This window comes from Tateyamaria sp. ANG-S1 (genome assembly GCF_000814025.1).
GTDB lineage: Bacteria > Pseudomonadota > Alphaproteobacteria > Rhodobacterales > Rhodobacteraceae > Tateyamaria.
On the sequence record NZ_JWLL01000006.1, the window covers coordinates 848,940 to 865,746 of the forward strand.

General features: G+C 62.2%; 16 protein-coding genes. 7 read left to right on the forward strand and 9 right to left on the reverse strand.

Features of this window, described 5'->3' with window-relative positions; translation table 11 throughout:
- Positions 1-53 precede the first annotated feature (53 nt).
- The 5 genes from RA29_RS15530 to RA29_RS15550 form a co-directional block, all read right to left on the reverse strand.
- Positions 54-1,430: a TRAP transporter large permease gene (locus RA29_RS15530; protein WP_039687403.1), complete on the reverse strand. Its 1,377-nt coding sequence runs from the start codon at positions 1,428-1,430 to the stop codon at positions 54-56.
- Positions 1,431-1,434: 4 nt separating this feature from the next.
- Positions 1,435-2,124, reverse strand: coding sequence for a TRAP transporter small permease (locus RA29_RS15535; protein ID WP_039687404.1), 690 nt, complete (start codon positions 2,122-2,124; stop codon positions 1,435-1,437).
- A gap of 79 nt (positions 2,125-2,203) precedes the next feature.
- The gene (locus RA29_RS15540) at positions 2,204-3,202 is read right to left on the reverse strand and encodes a DctP family TRAP transporter solute-binding subunit (RefSeq protein WP_039687406.1); all 999 of its coding nucleotides are present in this window, start codon (positions 3,200-3,202) and stop codon (positions 2,204-2,206) included.
- 267 nt (positions 3,203-3,469) lie between these two features.
- Positions 3,470-4,699 (reverse strand): sigma-54 dependent transcriptional regulator, encoded by a 1,230-nt coding sequence (locus RA29_RS15545; protein WP_039687408.1) that lies wholly within the window; start codon positions 4,697-4,699, stop codon positions 3,470-3,472.
- Positions 4,696-6,429, reverse strand: coding sequence for an ATP-binding protein (locus RA29_RS15550; RefSeq protein WP_039687410.1), 1,734 nt, complete (start codon positions 6,427-6,429; stop codon positions 4,696-4,698). Before RA29_RS15550 ends, RA29_RS15545 begins: the two co-directional genes overlap by 4 nt.
- A gap of 66 nt (positions 6,430-6,495) precedes the next feature.
- Here RA29_RS15550 and RA29_RS15555 point away from each other — a divergent pair, with 66 nt between their 5' ends.
- Positions 6,496-7,659 (forward strand): cytochrome P450, encoded by a 1,164-nt coding sequence (locus RA29_RS15555; protein ID WP_039687412.1) that lies wholly within the window; start codon positions 6,496-6,498, stop codon positions 7,657-7,659.
- A gap of 221 nt (positions 7,660-7,880) precedes the next feature.
- On the opposite strand, the gene RA29_RS15560 is transcribed toward RA29_RS15555, so the two are convergent.
- A complete protein-coding gene (locus RA29_RS15560; RefSeq protein WP_039687413.1) occupies positions 7,881-8,348 on the reverse strand; it encodes an Lrp/AsnC family transcriptional regulator in 468 nt (155 codons plus the stop codon).
- Positions 8,349-8,488: 140 nt separating this feature from the next.
- On the opposite strand from RA29_RS15560, the gene cysG reads away from it, so the two are divergent.
- From cysG to RA29_RS15590, 6 genes are all read left to right on the forward strand, one after another.
- Positions 8,489-9,892 (forward strand): siroheme synthase CysG, encoded by a 1,404-nt coding sequence (gene cysG / locus RA29_RS15565; protein WP_039687415.1) that lies wholly within the window; start codon positions 8,489-8,491, stop codon positions 9,890-9,892.
- On the forward strand, positions 9,892-10,191 hold the full coding sequence (locus tag RA29_RS15570; RefSeq protein ID WP_039687417.1) for a DUF2849 domain-containing protein: 300 nt from the start codon (positions 9,892-9,894) through the stop codon (positions 10,189-10,191). Before cysG ends, RA29_RS15570 begins: the two co-directional genes overlap by 1 nt.
- Complete coding sequence (locus tag RA29_RS15575) at positions 10,191-11,855, forward strand: nitrite/sulfite reductase (RefSeq protein ID WP_039687419.1); 1,665 nt, start codon at positions 10,191-10,193, stop codon at positions 11,853-11,855. The genes RA29_RS15570 and RA29_RS15575 overlap by 1 nt, the downstream gene beginning before the upstream one ends.
- A 66-nt stretch (positions 11,856-11,921) precedes the next feature.
- Complete coding sequence (locus tag RA29_RS15580; RefSeq protein ID WP_039687894.1) at positions 11,922-12,620, forward strand: phosphoadenylyl-sulfate reductase; 699 nt, start codon at positions 11,922-11,924, stop codon at positions 12,618-12,620.
- Entirely contained in the window at positions 12,617-13,027 is a 411-nt protein-coding gene (locus tag RA29_RS15585) for a DUF934 domain-containing protein (RefSeq protein ID WP_039687421.1), read from the forward strand. Before RA29_RS15580 ends, RA29_RS15585 begins: the two co-directional genes overlap by 4 nt.
- Before the next feature lie 105 nt (positions 13,028-13,132).
- A complete protein-coding gene (locus tag RA29_RS15590) occupies positions 13,133-13,984 on the forward strand; it encodes a ferredoxin--NADP reductase (RefSeq protein ID WP_039687423.1) in 852 nt (283 codons plus the stop codon).
- A gap of 65 nt (positions 13,985-14,049) precedes the next feature.
- Here the strand turns inward: RA29_RS15590 and RA29_RS15595 are convergent, their stop codons facing one another.
- The 3 genes from RA29_RS15595 to RA29_RS15605 form a co-directional block, all read right to left on the reverse strand.
- On the reverse strand, positions 14,050-14,826 hold the full coding sequence (locus RA29_RS15595; RefSeq protein ID WP_152613030.1) for a hypothetical protein: 777 nt from the start codon (positions 14,824-14,826) through the stop codon (positions 14,050-14,052).
- A 170-nt stretch (positions 14,827-14,996) separates the two neighbouring features.
- A complete protein-coding gene (locus RA29_RS15600; RefSeq protein WP_039687427.1) occupies positions 14,997-15,845 on the reverse strand; it encodes an aminoglycoside phosphotransferase family protein in 849 nt (282 codons plus the stop codon).
- A 115-nt stretch (positions 15,846-15,960) separates the two neighbouring features.
- Complete coding sequence (locus tag RA29_RS15605; RefSeq protein ID WP_039687428.1) at positions 15,961-16,767, reverse strand: hypothetical protein; 807 nt, start codon at positions 16,765-16,767, stop codon at positions 15,961-15,963.
- Between the last annotated feature and the right edge of the window lie 40 nt (positions 16,768-16,807).

Below are 16,807 nucleotides of genomic sequence, written 5' to 3' on the forward strand. Positions count from 1 at the left end.
GACAGCCCCCTCGTCCGAAAAAATGAATCGTGTCGCCGAAGGCGTCATTCATGTCAGTTGATGATCACCTCCGGCCCCATCATCAGCGTGGGCAACCACGTCGAAATGGCCGGAATATACGTCACCATGATCAGGAACACGAAGAGGACAGCCAGGAACGGCAGCGCCGCCTTCACCACCCGCATCATCGGCATCCCCGCAACGCCAGAGGTCACGAACAGGTTCAGCCCCACGGGCGGCGTGATCATCCCGATCTCCATGTTCACCACCATGATGATCCCAAGGTGAATGGGGTCGATCCCCAGTTCGACCGCGATAGGAAAGACCAGCGGTGCCACGATGACCAGCAGGCCCGACGGCTCCATGAATTGCCCCCCAATCAGCAGGATCACGTTCACGATGATCAGGAACACCACGGGACCAAAGCCCGCATCCAGCATGGCCGACGCAATCTGCTGCGGGATCTGCTCATCTGTCAGAACATGTTTCAAAATCAACGCATTGGCGATGATGAACATCAGCGTGACCGTCAGCTTGCCCGCCTCAAACAGCGCGTTCTTGGTGTCACGGTGAACGAATGCCGTGACGATGGCCCAGGGCTTTGACAACAGCGAATGGTTTCGCTCCCCCTCCGGCGTCGCCAGCGGCCCCATGTCGCGATAGACAAAGACGGCAATCAGGAACGCATAGATGGCGGCCACCGCAGCGGCTTCGGTCGGCGTAAAGATACCCCCGTAAATGCCACCCAGAATGATGACGATCAGGAACAACCCGCCAGAGGCGTGCAGCGCGGATTCCCAGACCTCACCCCAGCCCAGCCATTCACCCCTAGGCAGGTTCTTGACCTTGGCCATGACATAGATGGTGACCATCAACATGGTGCCCGCCATCAGCCCCGGAATGACCCCCGCCAAGAACATCCGCCCAACGGACACGTCAGTAGCGGCGGCATAGACCACCATCACAATCGACGGAGGGATCAGGATGCCCAGCGTCCCTGCGTTCGCGATGACACCGGCGGCAAAATCCTTGGTGTACCCCACCTGCCGCATCCCTGCGATCACGATGGAGCCGATGGCAACGACGGTCGCGGGCGATGAGCCGCTGAGAGCGGCGAAGAGCATGCAGGCAAACACGCCCGCAATCGCCAGACCACCGGGAAAATGCCCCACGATGGCAATGGAGAACCGGATGATCCGCTTCGCCACCCCGCCCGTCGACATGAAGGTCGAGGCAAGGATGAAGAACGGGATCGCGAGCAACGTGTAGTGCCCCGCCATCGCCTGGAACAACGTCTGCGCGATGGAGGCGAGCGACGTGTCACTCAGCACCAGCAAGAACAGGATGGACGAGAAACCGAGGCTCACCGCAATCGGCACGCCGATCAGCATCAGCCCGATGACGAGCGCAAAAAGAATAGCGACTTCCATGGGTTCAGTCTCCGGCGTTCATGTGGCGGACGTCTTCGATGGCGTCCTCGGCTTCGTGGCTGACGATGAAGGAGGTGTTCTCACCCGTCCAAACGCGGACGAATGCCTGCACAAAGCGAAACAGCAGCAGCGCCATGCCAAAGGGCAGGATGAAATAGGGAATGAAGCGCGGAATCTTCTCGTATTCCTCGCCCTCGTTCATCAGCGGCTCGATCCAGCGCAGCCACTCGGGCATGGGGATGTCCACCACCTCGTACCAGCCCCGGAAGGACGTGCGCTTCATCTCTTCAAACCCGGTGGGGAACCAGCGCCCCGTCGTCTGCGGCAGGTTGGCGAAGTTGGCCCAGTAGTCCCACGCGCCTTTCAAAAGCAGGAAGGCATAGACGATGCAGATGGCCCCGGCGATCAGCGCGAGGACGCGGCGCACCTCTTTTGAGAAAAGGTTGGTGACGGCATCGACGCCAAGGTTCGCGGTGATCTTCACGGCGTAAGACACACCGAACAGGATCAGCCACGAGAACAGGAACGTCACCATCTCGAGGCCCCAGATCAGCCCGGTGTTGAAGCCGTAGCGCAGCACGACATTGATGAAGGTCACGATGGTCATGCCAGCGAGCAGCAGCGCGATCATCGTTTCTTCGAATTCATGGACAAAGCGGCCCACAGGCCCTTTGGGTGCATACGCCCCGGACATCACGGAAACCTCAGGTTTTATTGGGAAATGGGCGCCCCGGGATCAAAGCCCCGAGGCGCGGGAACGTCAGGACTTGGCCTTAGTTCGTGGCGGCGTTGAACGCCTGTGCCGCGTCGATGTTCTCTTGACCGACGTCGTCCTTGAACTGGTCCCAGACGGGCTTCATCACGGCAACCCATTCTTCGCGTTGGGCCGCATCCAGCGTGCGGACCACGCCACCGGCGTCGATGATCGCTTGCTTGGCTTCCTCGTTCACGCGGGTCGACTCGCCGTTCCGGGTCTCGGTCACTTCGGCTAGGATGGTCGACAGCTGGTCGCGCACGTCGTCGGGCAGACCGTCCCAGAAATCGGTGCCTGTCACGACGAGGTAGTCGATGATGCCGTGGTTCGTCTCGGTGATGCCGTCCTGCACCTCAAAGAATTTTTGGCCGTAGATGTTGGACCACGTGTTCTCCTGCCCGTCCACAACGCCGGTTTGCAGCGCGCCGTAGACTTCCTTGAACGCCATTGGCTGGGGCGAACCACCAAGGGCTGCCATCTGTGCCTTGAGCACGTCGGAGTTCTGGACGCGGAACTTGAGCCCGTTCGCATCTGCGGGCGAGTTGAGCGGTGTGTTGGCCGACATCTGCTTCATGCCGTTGTGCCAGAATGCGAGGCCCAGAAGACCGCGGCGGGTCATGCTTTCCTTCATCGCCTGACCCGTTTCGGAGGCCTGGAAGGCGTCAACGGCGTCAATGTCCTTAAACATGAACGGCAGGTCAAAGATGCGGAATTGCTTGGTGAATTGCTCGAATTTCGACAGCGAGGGTGCTGCCATCTGGACGTCGCCTTGCAGCAAGGCTTCGAGCACCTGGTCGTCGTTGTAGAGGGTCGAGTTCGGGAACACCTCCATGCAGGCCTTACCGTTCATTTCCTCGTTCACGCGCTCTTGCAGGAGCGAGGCGGCGATGCCTTTGGGGTGCTTGTCCGTGTTGGTGACGTGGCTGAACTTGATGACGATTTCGCCATCGTCACAGGCAGCGGCCACGGCGCCTGCGCTGACGGTCAAGGCCAGGGCGGCGGCGGTCAGGAATTTCATGGTCTGTCTCCTCCCAGAGGTCGTGTTTTTATTGCTGTCCCCGCGGGGACGTCAGGTGGTGTCCCCGCGGGGACAGCGATTTGGAGAAAAGCAGACCGTACGGTGGGGTTCACGTTTTCTTTTTGTCTACACCTCGGAAAGGGATGATTTTAACTTTTTTTCAGATACCTAAAATCCGAAATTAAAGTATCTAGGGTGTTGCGCCTCACAGCTTTGTGCGGATTTTCGCACTGCACCACGCAACACTGTGCGGATTTCCGCACAGTGTTAGCGCCGGTAGTCTTCGGCCCGAATCCCGTATTTCTTCAGCTTGTCGTAGAAGGTCTTGCGCGGCAGCTTTAGCGCCTCTGCCGCAGCCGAGGCATGGCCGTTTTGACGGCCAAGGGCCGCAACCAGCAAGGACCGCTCAACGCGCGCCATCTGTTCGGCGAGACCGAGATCCACGGCCTTGGACGCGTCCTCGGGCATGCCCAGCACAAAGCGCATGGCCGCACTCATCAGGGACCGGGCATTGCCGGGCCAGTCCTGCGACATGAGTGCTGCCATATGGTCAGGGGTGAGCGCGGGCGGGGTCAGGCCCGCCTGTTCGGCGGCCTGGGCGACGTAGTGGCGGAAGAGGATCGGGATGTCCTCGGGTCGTTCGCGCAGGCTGGGGATGCGGATTGGGAAGAGTTCGATCTTGTAGTAGAGATCGGCGTTCAGCGCGCCCTCTTCCACGGCTGAACCGAGATTGCGCGTGCTGCCCGCGATGAGGCGCGGGTCATTGCTGGCCTCCAGCGCTTCGAGCAGGGGGAGCTGGCTGGCGTGAGGAAGCTGGGTGATTTCGTCGAGGAACAGGCTGCCGCCCTTGGCCTTGTCCATCGCCTCGGCCAGCGCGCCGGGGCGCAGATCGGCGGCGGCGCGTTTGACGAAGGGGGCTTTGGAGCGGAGGGAGGACAGGTGAATGACCTCGGCCACTTTGGAGATGCCGCAGCCGGGGGCGCCGGTGACGAGCACTTCAGTCTCTAACGGTGCCAGCAGGCGGACGCGGTCGCGCAGGCCTTCAGCCAGTTCGGATTCTCCGAACAGCATCCGGGCCGCCGGGTCGCCGCTTTCGACCAGTTGGCGCAGGCGGCGGTTTTCTAGGACGAGCGCTCGGGTTTTCAGGGCGCGTTCAAGAACGGCCAGTAATTCATTGGGTGCACAGGGTTTTTCGAGGAAACCGAACGCGCCGTCACGCATGGCTTGCACGGCCATGGGAATGTCGCCTTCGCCCGTGAGCAGGATCACGGGCAGGTCGGCGTCGATCTTGCGGGTGTGGGCGAGCAGGTGGAAGCCGTCGCGGCCGGGCATGCGGATGTCGGACAGGATCACGCCGTCAAAGTCTGCGGCGATGTGATCCTGGGCCACCACGAATGAGGCCGCCGGGATCGGGATCAGGTCCGCGAGTTCCAGCGTTTGCGCCAGTGCGTCGCGCACGGCGGCGTCGTCATCGACCAGCAGGACATGGGTGGTCATGCGGCGGCCTCTTGCGTCCAGGGTTGTAGATCTACTGTGAAAACAGCGCCTTCCGGGCTGTTGTTGCCATGAATTTCGCCACCGAAGCCCTGAATAATCCCGTAGGAGATCGACAGGCCCAGCCCCATGCCTTCGGAGGCGCCGACCTCTTTCGTGGAATAAAACGGGTCGAACACGCGGTCGGGGGTTTCGATGCCGGGGCCGGTGTCGGCGATGGTGACAGAGGTGTCCTGGACCGTGATCGTCAGGTGGCGTGTGTCGCGGCCCGCCATGGCGTCGATGGCGTTGGAGATCAGGTTGACGAAGACCTGCCCCAGCCGCACCTCGCCGCCCGAGACCCAGATGGGGGTTTGCGGCGTGTTGACGGTCAGTGTCACATCTTCGTTGCGGATGCGGGGTGCGGTGAGTTCAACGGCGCTTTGGATCACGTGGACAAGGTCCACGCGCACTGCTGGCTCGCTCTCCTGCCGGGAGAAGGCGCGCAGGTTCTTGATGATGCGGCCCATGCGGCGGGCCATGTCGGCGATGCGGTTCAGGTTGTCGCCTGCGCGGTCGGGTTTGTCGCGGTCGAGGAAGGCCTGGGCATTGTCGGCATAGGTCTGGATCGCCATGAGGGGTTGGTTGAGTTCGTGGGAGAGCCCCGCGCTCATTTGGCCCAGGGCGGAGAGTTTGCCCGCTTGGACAAGGTCGGCCTGTGCGCGTGCAAGCGCGGTCTGGGCTTCCTCCCGTTCCTCGGCCTCGCGCCTCAGCCGTGCGTTGGTGTCCGAGAGTTCCGCTGTCCGTTCGGTCACGCGGGCTTCGAGCTGGGCGTTGGCCTCCGCCAATGTGCGCCGCCGTTCGGTGGCGAGGAACAGGAGAGCGCCGAAGGCGAGGCACAGCCCGGCGACCGCGGCGGCTTGCAGCGTGGCGAGGCGGCGCGCTGGGGCCACGTCCACCAGCGCCTCGCCCGTCATGCCGATGACCGGGAGGGGGCGCACTAGGTGCAGGGCGTTTTGCGGCAAGTACGGTCCCCAACCGAGTTGCCAGACCTCGTGCCGCCCAAGTTCGTAGCTGTCAAAGGGCAGTGCCGGGCCGTCGGTGGGTTTCAGTTCGGCCCCCGTTTCGGAGCGTTGCCAGTAGACGATTTCAGAGCGGTTGGTGATGAAGACCCGGTCGCGCGCGTCGGTGAAGAAGACGGCGGGGTTGGAGCCGACCCAGTCCCATTCGATGCCGGCGAGGTCCGCCGTGACGACCACAGTGCCCACCACGTCGGAGCGGTTGTTGAAGACAGGGGCGGCGTAGGCGAAGACCCGTGTGCCCTGTCCTGTCCGTCCGTTGCCCCAGCCGAGCGCCCCTTGGGCCGCGCGCTGGACCAGCGGGCCAATGTCGAGCCCCGGCACGTCGGGCCGTGCGGCGGCGAGGATCAGGCCGTTTGCGTCCGTCAGCCGGATGTCTTGGGCCGCCGTTTTGTCTGCAATGGTGAGGAACAGCTCTTCGGTCTGGGAGATGTCTTCGCCCGCCAGTGCGGCGGCGACGCGGGGGTGGTCGGCCACAAGTACTGCCAGTTCGCGGTAGCGTTGGAGTTGCCCCGTCAACCGGTCGGAGGCGAGTGCGAGGTCGGACTGCCCTTGGCGCGCCAGTTGGTCGAGCGCTTGGAAATAGCCGTAGCGCCAGACCCCCGCCGAGGCGGCGGCGACAAGCGCAATGAAGCCCAGTACCACACTGATCCGTCTGACATATCCGTTCGACATGGCGCGCACCCTATCCCTGCCCCTTGCCGCTTGCCAAGGCGGCGCGGGCCTGAGACATGTTGGCCCATGTTGATCCAGTCCCCCCACGACCCCGCCTTTGTTCAGGACCCGTACGCCTTTTACGACCGCGCGCGGGCGGAGGGGCCGGTGCTGTATTGGCAAGACTATGGGATGCACGCAGCGTTTGACCACGCGACGGTGCATGCGTTGTTACGAGATCGTCGCTTGGGCCGTGCTGTACCGGGTCGTGGGGCGGCTGCGCCGCATTTGGCGGAGTTTGACGCGGTGGAGCGGTATTCGTTGCTGGAGCTTGAGCCGCCGGAGCATACGCGCTTGCGCCGCTTGGTGCTGCATGCCTTTACCTCGCGCCGGATTGCGGGGCTGGAGGAGGATATTCGTGCCATCTGTGCGGAGTTGCTAGATGGGCTACCCGAGGGGCCGTTTGATCTGATCCCGACCTATTGCCAGTTGGTGCCGGTCCGCGTGATTGCGCGGCTCTTGGGCGTGCCGGAGGAGATGGGGCCGGACCTCTTGCGCTGGTCGGCGGCGATGGTGGCGATGTATCAGGCGGGGCGTGACCGTCGCATTGAGGATGCAGCAAATGCGGCGGCGGGGGAGTTTTCGGCTTTCCTGAGCGGCTACATCGAAGAGCGACGGGGAGATCCGCGCGATGACCTGATCACCGAGTTGATTGCCGCCGAGGATGGGGGCGAGACCCTGAGCCGGGAAGAAATGATCGGGACCTGTGTGCTGCTTTTGAATGCGGGGCACGAGGCGACGGTGCATTCCCTGGGCAATGCGGTGAAGGCGCTGGTGGACTACAGCCCTGCCAAGGCACTGGTCAACCCGGAGCGGTGTGTCGAGGAGGTCATGCGGTTTGACCCGCCGCTGCACATGTTCACGCGGCATGTCTATGAGCCGATCGAGGTGGGCGGGCATAGCTTTGGTCCAGGTGACGAGATTGCGCTGATGTTGGGGGCGGCTGGGCGTGATCCGGCGGTGTTTGACAAGGCGGATCAGTTCGATCCGGGCCGGGTGAAGAACGCGCACGTGGCCTTTGGCGGTGGCTTGCACTTCTGCGTGGGGGCGCCGCTGGCGCGGCTTGAGATGCAGATCGCGCTGCCGATGCTATTCGAGGCGCTGCCGGATCTAAAGATCACCGAAGCGCCCCAGTACGCCGACAGCTACCATTTCCACAAACTCGACCGGCTGATCGTTTCGGCCACGTGAGTCGGGACCGGGTCAAGGATCGCGCAGCGACGGCGCTTTGCGCCGCTTGTCCTTGATGCGGGCGCGACTCACCTCACCCTAGAACAGGTCTGTTTAGGACGCATTGCGCCCTAAACGACCTCTCAGCAGAACATCCAAACGGCACAACCAGCACAGCGCTAAAAACAAAGCATCGCCTTACCACTGGCTGAATAGACAATGCGCGGTAGCGCGCAATTGGATCACGTCTCCAGCGGGAGCATCGTGGTGGACTTGATCTCTTCCATCGACAAAAGCGCCGTGACGTTGTGCACGCGAACTTCCGAGATCAGCGCCTGATAGAAAGCGTCGTAGGCACGAGCGTTTTTCACGCGGACCTTGAGGATATAATCGATGTCGCCCGCAAGCCTGTGCGCTTCCTGCACTTCTGGGCGGTCGCGCAGGGCTTGCAAGAACTTCGCCTGCCAGTCAGCCTCGTGCTCGGAGGTGCGGATGAGGACGAAGAAGCACGCCTCGAACCCCAGCGCTTCGGCGTCCAGAACCACGGTCTGCTGGCCGACTACGCCTGCCTCGCGCAGCTTGCGAATCCGGTTCCACACAGGCGTCTTCGACGACCCCACCGCCTTGGCGATATCATCCAGAGATTGGCTGGCGTCGCGCTGTAGCTCGGCCAGAATTTTGCGATCCACGTCGTCGATGCGAACAGACATTCCAAAGCGCTCCGATTCAGGAAACAGGCGTTCTGCACCTGCGAATAGACAGAACAATCATCCTTATCTACGCCACTGTCTAGCGCTAAACGGGAAAATTTTCCTATATTGAGGGTCAGTTTTCGCGGATCGAGGCACAGATGAACCACTTTCCCATCTTTCTGAATACGGCGGGTCGCCGGATCGTGCTGTCCGGCGGCGGCGATGCGGCGCTGGCGAAGTTGCGCCTGCTGATGAAAACGACGGCGCATATCACGGTCTTTGCTCCTGACGCGGATGACCAGATCAAGGCGTGGGCCGAGAGCGGCAAGCTGCGCCTGATCGACCGAGCGATGGAGCCGGGTGATGCGCTGTGCGCCGCTCTCTTCTATGCCGCGGATGAAGACGAAGCCGAAGACAAGCGCACCGCAGCCATCGCGCATGCAGACGGCGCGCTCGTGAACATCGTCGACAACCTCGCCGACAGCCAGTTCATCACCCCCGCCATCGTAGACCGCGATCCCGTGACCGTCGCCATCGGCACCGAAGGGGCCGCCCCCGTGCTGGCCCGCGCGATCAAGGCCGATCTGGAAGAGCGCCTGCCGACGTCCCTCGGCACCCTCGCCCGCATCGGCAAGGCGTTCCGCAAGGCGGCTGATGCCCTGCCCTTTGGCCGCCCGCGCCGTGACTTCTGGCGCGACTATTACTTCAATGCCGGTCCCAAAGCGATGAGCGCAGGCGAAGAGGCTGTACAGCCTGCACTTGATGATCTGCTGGCCGATCACCTGATGCGTGATGCGCGCAAGGGTCATGTCGCTTTTGTCGGCGCGGGTCCGGGTGATCCCGAACTGCTGACCTTGAAGGCGCGCAAAGCGTTGGATGAGGCCGATGTGGTCATCTATGACCGCCTGATTTCCAAGGAAATCCTCGAACTGGCCCGCCGCGAAGCGACCATGATCGACGTGGGCAAGGAAGCATTCGGCCCCTCGACTCCGCAAGAGACCATCAACGACCTGATCGTCGAACATGGCCTCAAAGGTGCGCAGGTTGTGCGTCTGAAATCCGGCGATGCCACCGTCTTTGGCCGTCTCGACGAGGAAATTGAGGCCGTGACCGAGGCCGGTGTAGAGCATCATATCGTGCCGGGCATCACCGCCGCATCTGCTGCTGTCGCGTCCATTGGTCAGTCGCTGACGCGCCGGGGCCGCAACTCCTCCGTCCGCTTCCTGACCGGCCATGACACGCGTGGTTTTGCGGATCATGACTGGAAGGCGCTCGCCCAACCCGGTGAGGTCGCTGCGATCTACATGGGCAAGAAGTCCGCCCGCTTCATTCAGGGCCGCCTGATGATGCACGGGATTGATCCCGACACGCCCGTAACCTTTGTCGAAAACGCCAGCCGTGCCGATCAGCAGATCCTGTCCACCACCGTGGCCGAGATGGAGCCGACCCTGACCGAGGCGGGTCTTGGTGGCCCTGCCCTGACCTTCATCGGCCTGGCACCCCGCGCCGCACTTGCCGCCGTTCCCGACATTCCCATGCCCCACATGCAGGAGGCACAGTGATGCCCAAAGCCTTCACCCCCAAAGTCGTCACCGCCAACCACCTGCTTGCGGGCGACGTGATCTACCAGACCGCTGATGGTTGGACCCGCAAGCTGGAAGAGGCCGAGGTGCTGACCGATGAGGCCGATGCCGATTTGCGTCTGATCGAGGCCAGCCAGCAAGTTGATGAGGTTGTTGGTGCCTATCTGGCCGATGTGGCTGTCGAGGACGGCAAGCCGGTCCCGACCCACTTCCGCGAAGAATTCCGGGCCAAAGGCCCCAGCAACTACGCCCATGGCAAGCAAGTGGAGCTGCAGTGATGTACAGCTATTCAGAGTTCGACACCGCCTTTCTGGCCGAACGCAACCGCCAGTTCCGCGCCCAGGTGGAGCGCCGCATCTCCGGCGCGCTGACCGAGGACGAGTTCAAGCCGCTGCGTCTGATGAACGGTCTATATCTGCAACTGCACGCCTATATGCTGCGGGTTGCTATCCCGTATGGCACGCTAAGCAGCGCCAAGATGCGTAAGCTCGCGGACATCGCAGAGCGGTGGGACAAGGGCTATGGCCATTTCACCACGCGCCAGAACATCCAGTACAACTGGCCCGAGTTGAAGGACGTGCCGGACATGCTGGACGCGCTGGCCGAGGTGGGGATGCACGCCATCCAGACCTCCGGCAACACGATCCGCAACGTGACCGCCGACCATTTCGCAGGGGCTGCAGCGGACGAGATTGCCGACCCGCGCCCTGTGGCCGAGCTGCTACGTCAGTGGTCCACCGACCACCCCGAGTTCCAGTTCATGCCGCGCAAGTTCAAGATCGCGATCACCGGGTCCCCAAATGACCGCGCTGTGACCAAAGCGCATGACATCGGCATCCGTATGGTCGAGCACGATGGTGCGCGCGGCTATGAGATCATCGTAGGTGGCGGTCTGGGCCGCACGCCGATGATCGGCAAGGTCATCAACGACTTCCTGCCCGAAGCAGACTTGCTGCCCTATCTTGAGGCCATCGTGTCCGTCTGGAACCAGATCGGTCGCCGCGACAACAAGTACAAGGCGCGGATCAAGATCACGGTGCACGAGCACGGCATTGATGAGATCCGCCGTCTGGTCGAAGAACGCTTTGTCGAGACGCGCAAGACGTTCTCGGGCGTGGACCAGCAGATGCTGCGCGAGATCGAGGGGCATTTTGCGCCGCCCGCCTTTGTCGAGGCCGACACCGCGCCCTACACGCGGGCATTGGAAACTTATCCGGCCTTCCGCGCCTGGAGCGACACCAATGTGACGCCGCACCGCGATGCGGACCACGCAATCGTGACGATCAGCCTGAAGAAACATGGCGCGACACCCGGTGATGCATCGGCGGCCCAGATGCGCCTGATCGCGAACCTGGCCGAGACCTATGGCTATGACGAGATCCGGATCAGCCACGAGCAGAACGTGATCCTGCCGCATGTGCACAAAGCATCGCTGCCATCGATCTATTCGGCGCTCAAGGCCGAGGGGCTGGCGACCGCGAATATCGGCCTCATCAGCGACATCATCGCCTGCCCCGGCATGGACTACTGCGCGCTGGCTACAGCCCGGTCGATCCCGATTGCACAGGAGATTGCGACAGCTTTCGACGACCTGAAGCGCGAGCATGATATCGGTCAGCTGAAGATCAAGATCTCGGGCTGCATCAACGCCTGCGGCCACCACCATGTGGGCCATATCGGGATCCTAGGTCTCGACCGCGCTGGGGTGGAGAACTACCAGATCACGCTGGGCGGCGATCACACCGAGCAGGCAAAAGTGGGCGACCGCGTGGGCCCAGGCTTCTCAGCGGACGAGGTCGTACCGGCGGTCGAGCGGATCGTGGACACCTATCTCGAACTCCGCAGCGACGAAGACGAGGCATTCATCGACACCTACCGCCGCACAGGGCTCACTCCGTTCAAAGCCGCCCTCTACCCAGAGACGAAGGTGGCAGCGGAGTAAGCATCCATGCTTCATTTCGCCAAGAAAACCGCCCCCGGAGGGCCCACCAACCCGGAAGCCGACGTGATGGTCAGCGCGCTAAATGCGCAACTGACCCATCACGGCGCCACCGATGTGTTGCGTGCGGCGTATCAAGCGGTGCCGGACATCGCGCTGGTGTCCAGCTTCGGGGCGGAGTCGGTGGTGCTGTTGCACCTGGCGGCGATGGTGAAGCGGGATGTGCCGGTGATCTTTATCGACACCGAGATGCTGTTCGCCGAAACGCTGGTGTATCAGCAGGAGGTGGCAGAGCGGTTGCGGCTGGAGAACGTCACCGTGATCCGGGTGGATGACATCTCAGCGCACGATCCCGATGGCACGCTGCATCAGCGCGACACCGATGCGTGCTGTGCTTTGCGCAAGACGGTACCGCTGCAAAAGGCGCTCGCACCCTATGGCGGCTGGATGACCGGGCGGAAACGGTATCAATCGGCCGGGCGGACGAGCCTCGAATTCTTCGAGGTCGAGGACGCCACCGGTCGGATCAAGGTGAACCCGCTGGCCCGTTGGTCGCCAGAAGACGTGAGCGACTACATGGATGAAAACCGCCTGCCCCGGCATCCACTGGTGGCCAAGGGGTATCCCAGCATCGGCTGTGCGCCCTGCACATCGCCGGTGACGGACGGAGAAGACGCGCGCGCGGGGCGCTGGCGGGATCAGGACAAGGACGAATGTGGGATCCACTTCGTTGACGGAAAACTTGTACGAGTAGGACAAGAGACATGACAATCGTAGTGACCGATCAGGGCTTTGGCCCCGACACATGGGAGCGCGGCTATACCCCGCTGGGTGAGGCGGCGAATGATGCGGCCGCACTGGATGTGCCGAGCGATGCGGACCCCGATCAGATCCCGCTAAATGCGGACATCATCCGCGTGGATTTCCCCAGCTTTGCCGATGGGCGGGGCTTCACCATTGCGCGGATGCTGCGCCTGCGTGGCTATCAGGGCCGGTTGCGGGCCAAGGGGCATGTGATTTCCGATCAATATGCCATGGCCCGCCGGTCAGGCTTTGACGAGGTTGAGATCAGCCAGGCGCTCGCCGCGCGTCAGCCCGAAGACCAATGGCAGTTCCGCGCCGACTGGCAGAGCCATGATTATCAGGCCCGCCTGCGGGGCGCGTCCAATCACTGAACGCATCTGAGCCAGATCAAGGCACGCGACCTTTCGCGCCCTTACAAACCACGAAAATCCTTCCCAAATGGAGAGGCGCAGGTGTAAGCCTGCGTTGACATATTCATGACCGAGCAAAGCCCCGTGAACGAGACAACCGCCGTCAAGGCCACCCCCACCCTGCCCGACGCCCAGACTGTAACAGAGATCGAGCACTACACCGATCGCCTCTTCCGCTTCCGCTGCACGCGGCCTGCCAGCTTGCGCTTTCGCTCGGGCGAGTTCGTGATGATCGGCCTGATGGGCGATCCGCATCCTGAGACAGGCAAGCAAAAGCCGCTCTTGCGCGCCTATTCCATTGCGTCGCCGTCGTGGGACGAAGAGTTGGAGTTCTATTCCATCAAGGTACAGGACGGGCCTCTGACCTCGAAACTGCAGCACATCCAACCGGGCGACGAGATTATCCTGCGTCCCAAGCCCGTGGGCACGCTGGTCCATGACGCGCTGCTGCCCGGCAAACGCATCTGGTTCTTTGCGACCGGCACCGGCTTTGCCCCCTTTGCCTCGCTCCTGCGCGAGCCGCAGACCTACGAGGATTATGACGAGGTCATCATCACGCACACCTGCCGCGAGGTCGGCGAGCTGACCTATGGCCGTGACCTGATCGAGAGCCTGAAGCACGACGAGCTGCTGAACGAGGTGATCGGCGAAGGGTTTTGGAAGAAGATCAAATACTACCCCACCACCACCCGTGAAGAGAGCCCGAAGATGGGTCGCATTACCGACCTGATGAAATCCGGTGAAGCCTTCGAAGACCTGGGTGTGGAACCGCTGAACCCGGAAAGCGACCGCGCGATGATTTGCGGGAACCTGGCCTTTAACCTCGAACTGAAAGACATGTTCGAAGAGTACGGGCTGGAGGAAGGCGCGAACTCGAAGCCCGCGCATTACGTCGTGGAAAAAGCCTTTCTCGACTGATCGCGCACTGCTCGGACCCATGCGATAGGGTTGTCGGGACCGCTATTTGCACATCACGTACCCGGCTAGCAGCCGGGTACAGTCAGTCCTTGGGGCAGATTCGACAGTATTCTCAGCGTCACCCGCGCGCGGTTCATCACGATGTCCGCGAGGAATGCGAAGATGAAGCCGATCCAAAGCGCATACCAGACCCCGAGGAAGTCGTTGAACAGGATCGTGTAGAACCAGTTCGTTCCAAACACATAGATGATCGATGACGCGATGGTCGAGGCAACCATCAGCATCGCAGGCACAAACACCGCATGCCGCCGCTCGCGCGGAACGCATGTTGCGCCCAGAACGCCCGCAAAGGCGACAACGTTGATCAGCAGAAATGTTATAAGCTCTGTGTACAGGGCCGCGACCGTGGTTTCATAGCGCCCCTTGATGAAGTCGGCCAAGCGGTTTTGCCCCTGGCCCAGCACTGCCGCACGGGCCTGTAATCCGGCGCGGATCGCTTCGGCACGGGCGCTCACCGCCTCGGGCGCGGCGTGGCCGCAGGTGCACAGGTTTTCGACAATGGCCCCAACCACTTCGGGCAGGTCGGAGGCCGACATCTCATCCAGCCTGTCTTGCCGAATTCCCAGTTGAGACGAGAACCGACTCAGCCCCTCCAGAACGCCGTCGACCGCGGGTTGGTTGGCCAGGTCCGGGTAACGCTCGATCACGGCGCGCGTCACTTCTGATTTCGTGAAACTGATGGCAGATCGTTCAAATGCATTCGGCAGCATCATAACCACCGCCAAAAGGCCGCCAAACAGCAGCAGTCCCAGAGTTCCAATACTACGTAGAAAAAGTGTCATCGGGCGATGATGTCAGCTTGCGTGTCGCCCGCAAGTGGCCGGTGTGATAAACCTTCTGCGCAGGCCAAACGGCGCCGATTGTTATCGCCGCCATGATGTCGCCTGCCCCGGCTGACCGCGCAAGACGGACGATCCGAGTGATCAAAGGGCAACTGTCACTTATTGAATGCTTAGGCCGATGTCCCTTGCGCGCGGAGTTTCAGGAACGTGTCGATCAGTGTCATGTCCTTTGCCACGTCCGGCCCGAAGACGGAGTTGTGCGTCCAACTGAGCGACAGGGCGCTGTAAGCCGCCGCCCATGACAGCATGTAGCTTTGGGTCACGTTCAGGGCCGCCGACCATTGTTCCGCCCGCCGCAGGATCACCGCCGGATCGGAAAAGAGCGTGTCCGACCCGAGCGGGTTGCGAAAGGCGTTGGCCAGTTCGAAGGTCGGCTCGCCCAGCACGCCCTTGGCATCGAAGGCAAGAAAGCCCCGCGCGCTGCCGCGCACGTTGTCGTGGTGCAGGTCCCCGTGCAGGGCGCGGATGTTCGTTTGTTTGGCCAGCAGGTCAGTGGCCAGCCTGCGCGCTGCCTGCACCGTGGCCCGAACTTGGGGCGGGCAATCGGGGGTGAAGGTCGCGGCAAAGAGTGCTTTGAACCGGTTGGGCAGTGGATCGAGGCTGTGCGGTGGTGTGACATCCGCTTTGTGAAGCTCTTGCGCGACATCTCCAAGAATGTGTGTGGCCTGCGCGTCATCGCCGTTCCGCGCCATGTCCCCCAACGATGGGCCATCCAGCCACTCCATCAAGATCGCAGCCCCGTGTTGACGGTAGATGCGGACCGCTCCAACGCCGTCTTGCGCTGTCAGCAAATCGAAGCCCGGTGCCTCGTCCCGCAGGTCATCGTCTTTGTAGCGCTTCAGGCAGGCGAATGTGCCATCCGCCTGTTTGACCCGCCAGATCGATGCGATGGGCGTTTCGGTCACGTGTTGGGGGTCGGTGACGTTGAATTCTGTGAGAAGGCGGGGGTCGGCGTGCATGTCACAGAGTTGGCTGGTGCGTGACGCTTGCACAATATGAAATGCGACTGTTTGCCATGAAAAAGGCCGCGCTCCGATGGGGGCGCGGCCTTGAATGTCGTCGCAAGGAGCGTGCTTAGAGGCCCATAGCTTGCTTCAACTGGTCCAGAAGCCCTTGCAGCAGTTCGGGGTTGTTCTGCGCCTGTTCGATCCCGGTCTTGAGCGTGGTTTTCTGTACGACGCTCAGCGCTTCGGAATTGTCGATCATCTCGGCCACGCGGTCGAAGTCGAAGCCATCGACGGTGAACAACTCTGCGACGCCGCCTGCGTTCGCGACCTCTTCGGTGCCTTCGGTTGCCGCTTCGGCAGCCTGATCCACGGCTTCTTCGGTTGCAGTCTCGGTGGCTTCGGATGTTGCGTCGGCCGTTTCCGTCGTCGCCTCAGTCGTTTCAGTGACCGCCTCGGTCGCCTCCGTGGCTGCGTCTGTTGTGGCTTCTGCCGCGTCGGCAGCTGTGTCCGTTGCGGTCTCAGTGGCATCTGCCGCACCGTCGGTGAGCGCCGAGATGGCGTCGTTGACGGTCTCTGTTGCCTCTTCGACCGCTGCGCTTGCTGCGTCGGTCGCGGCATCAACGGCGTTGTCTGCCGCTGTCGCTGCGTCTTCGGCCAGGTTTTGAGCGCCTTCGACTGCGTCCGTGGCCGCTTCTTCGACCGCGGCTGCGGCGTCTTCGCCGGCGGCAGTTGCGGCATCGACAGTGTCCGTCACCACTTCTTCGGTTGCGTCGGCAGCTTCACCAGCGGCCTCGCTCGCGCTGTCGAGCGCTTCGGGTGCGTTCACGGCGTCGGCGGCCTGGGTTGCTACCTCTTGCGGGGTCTGACCTGAATAGAGCAGGTACGCCCCGCCCGCGATCACAACCGCCACGATAATCCAGATCAGATTTTTCATTGCCACATCCTTTGTACGTCTTTCGGTCAACGCCGTGACC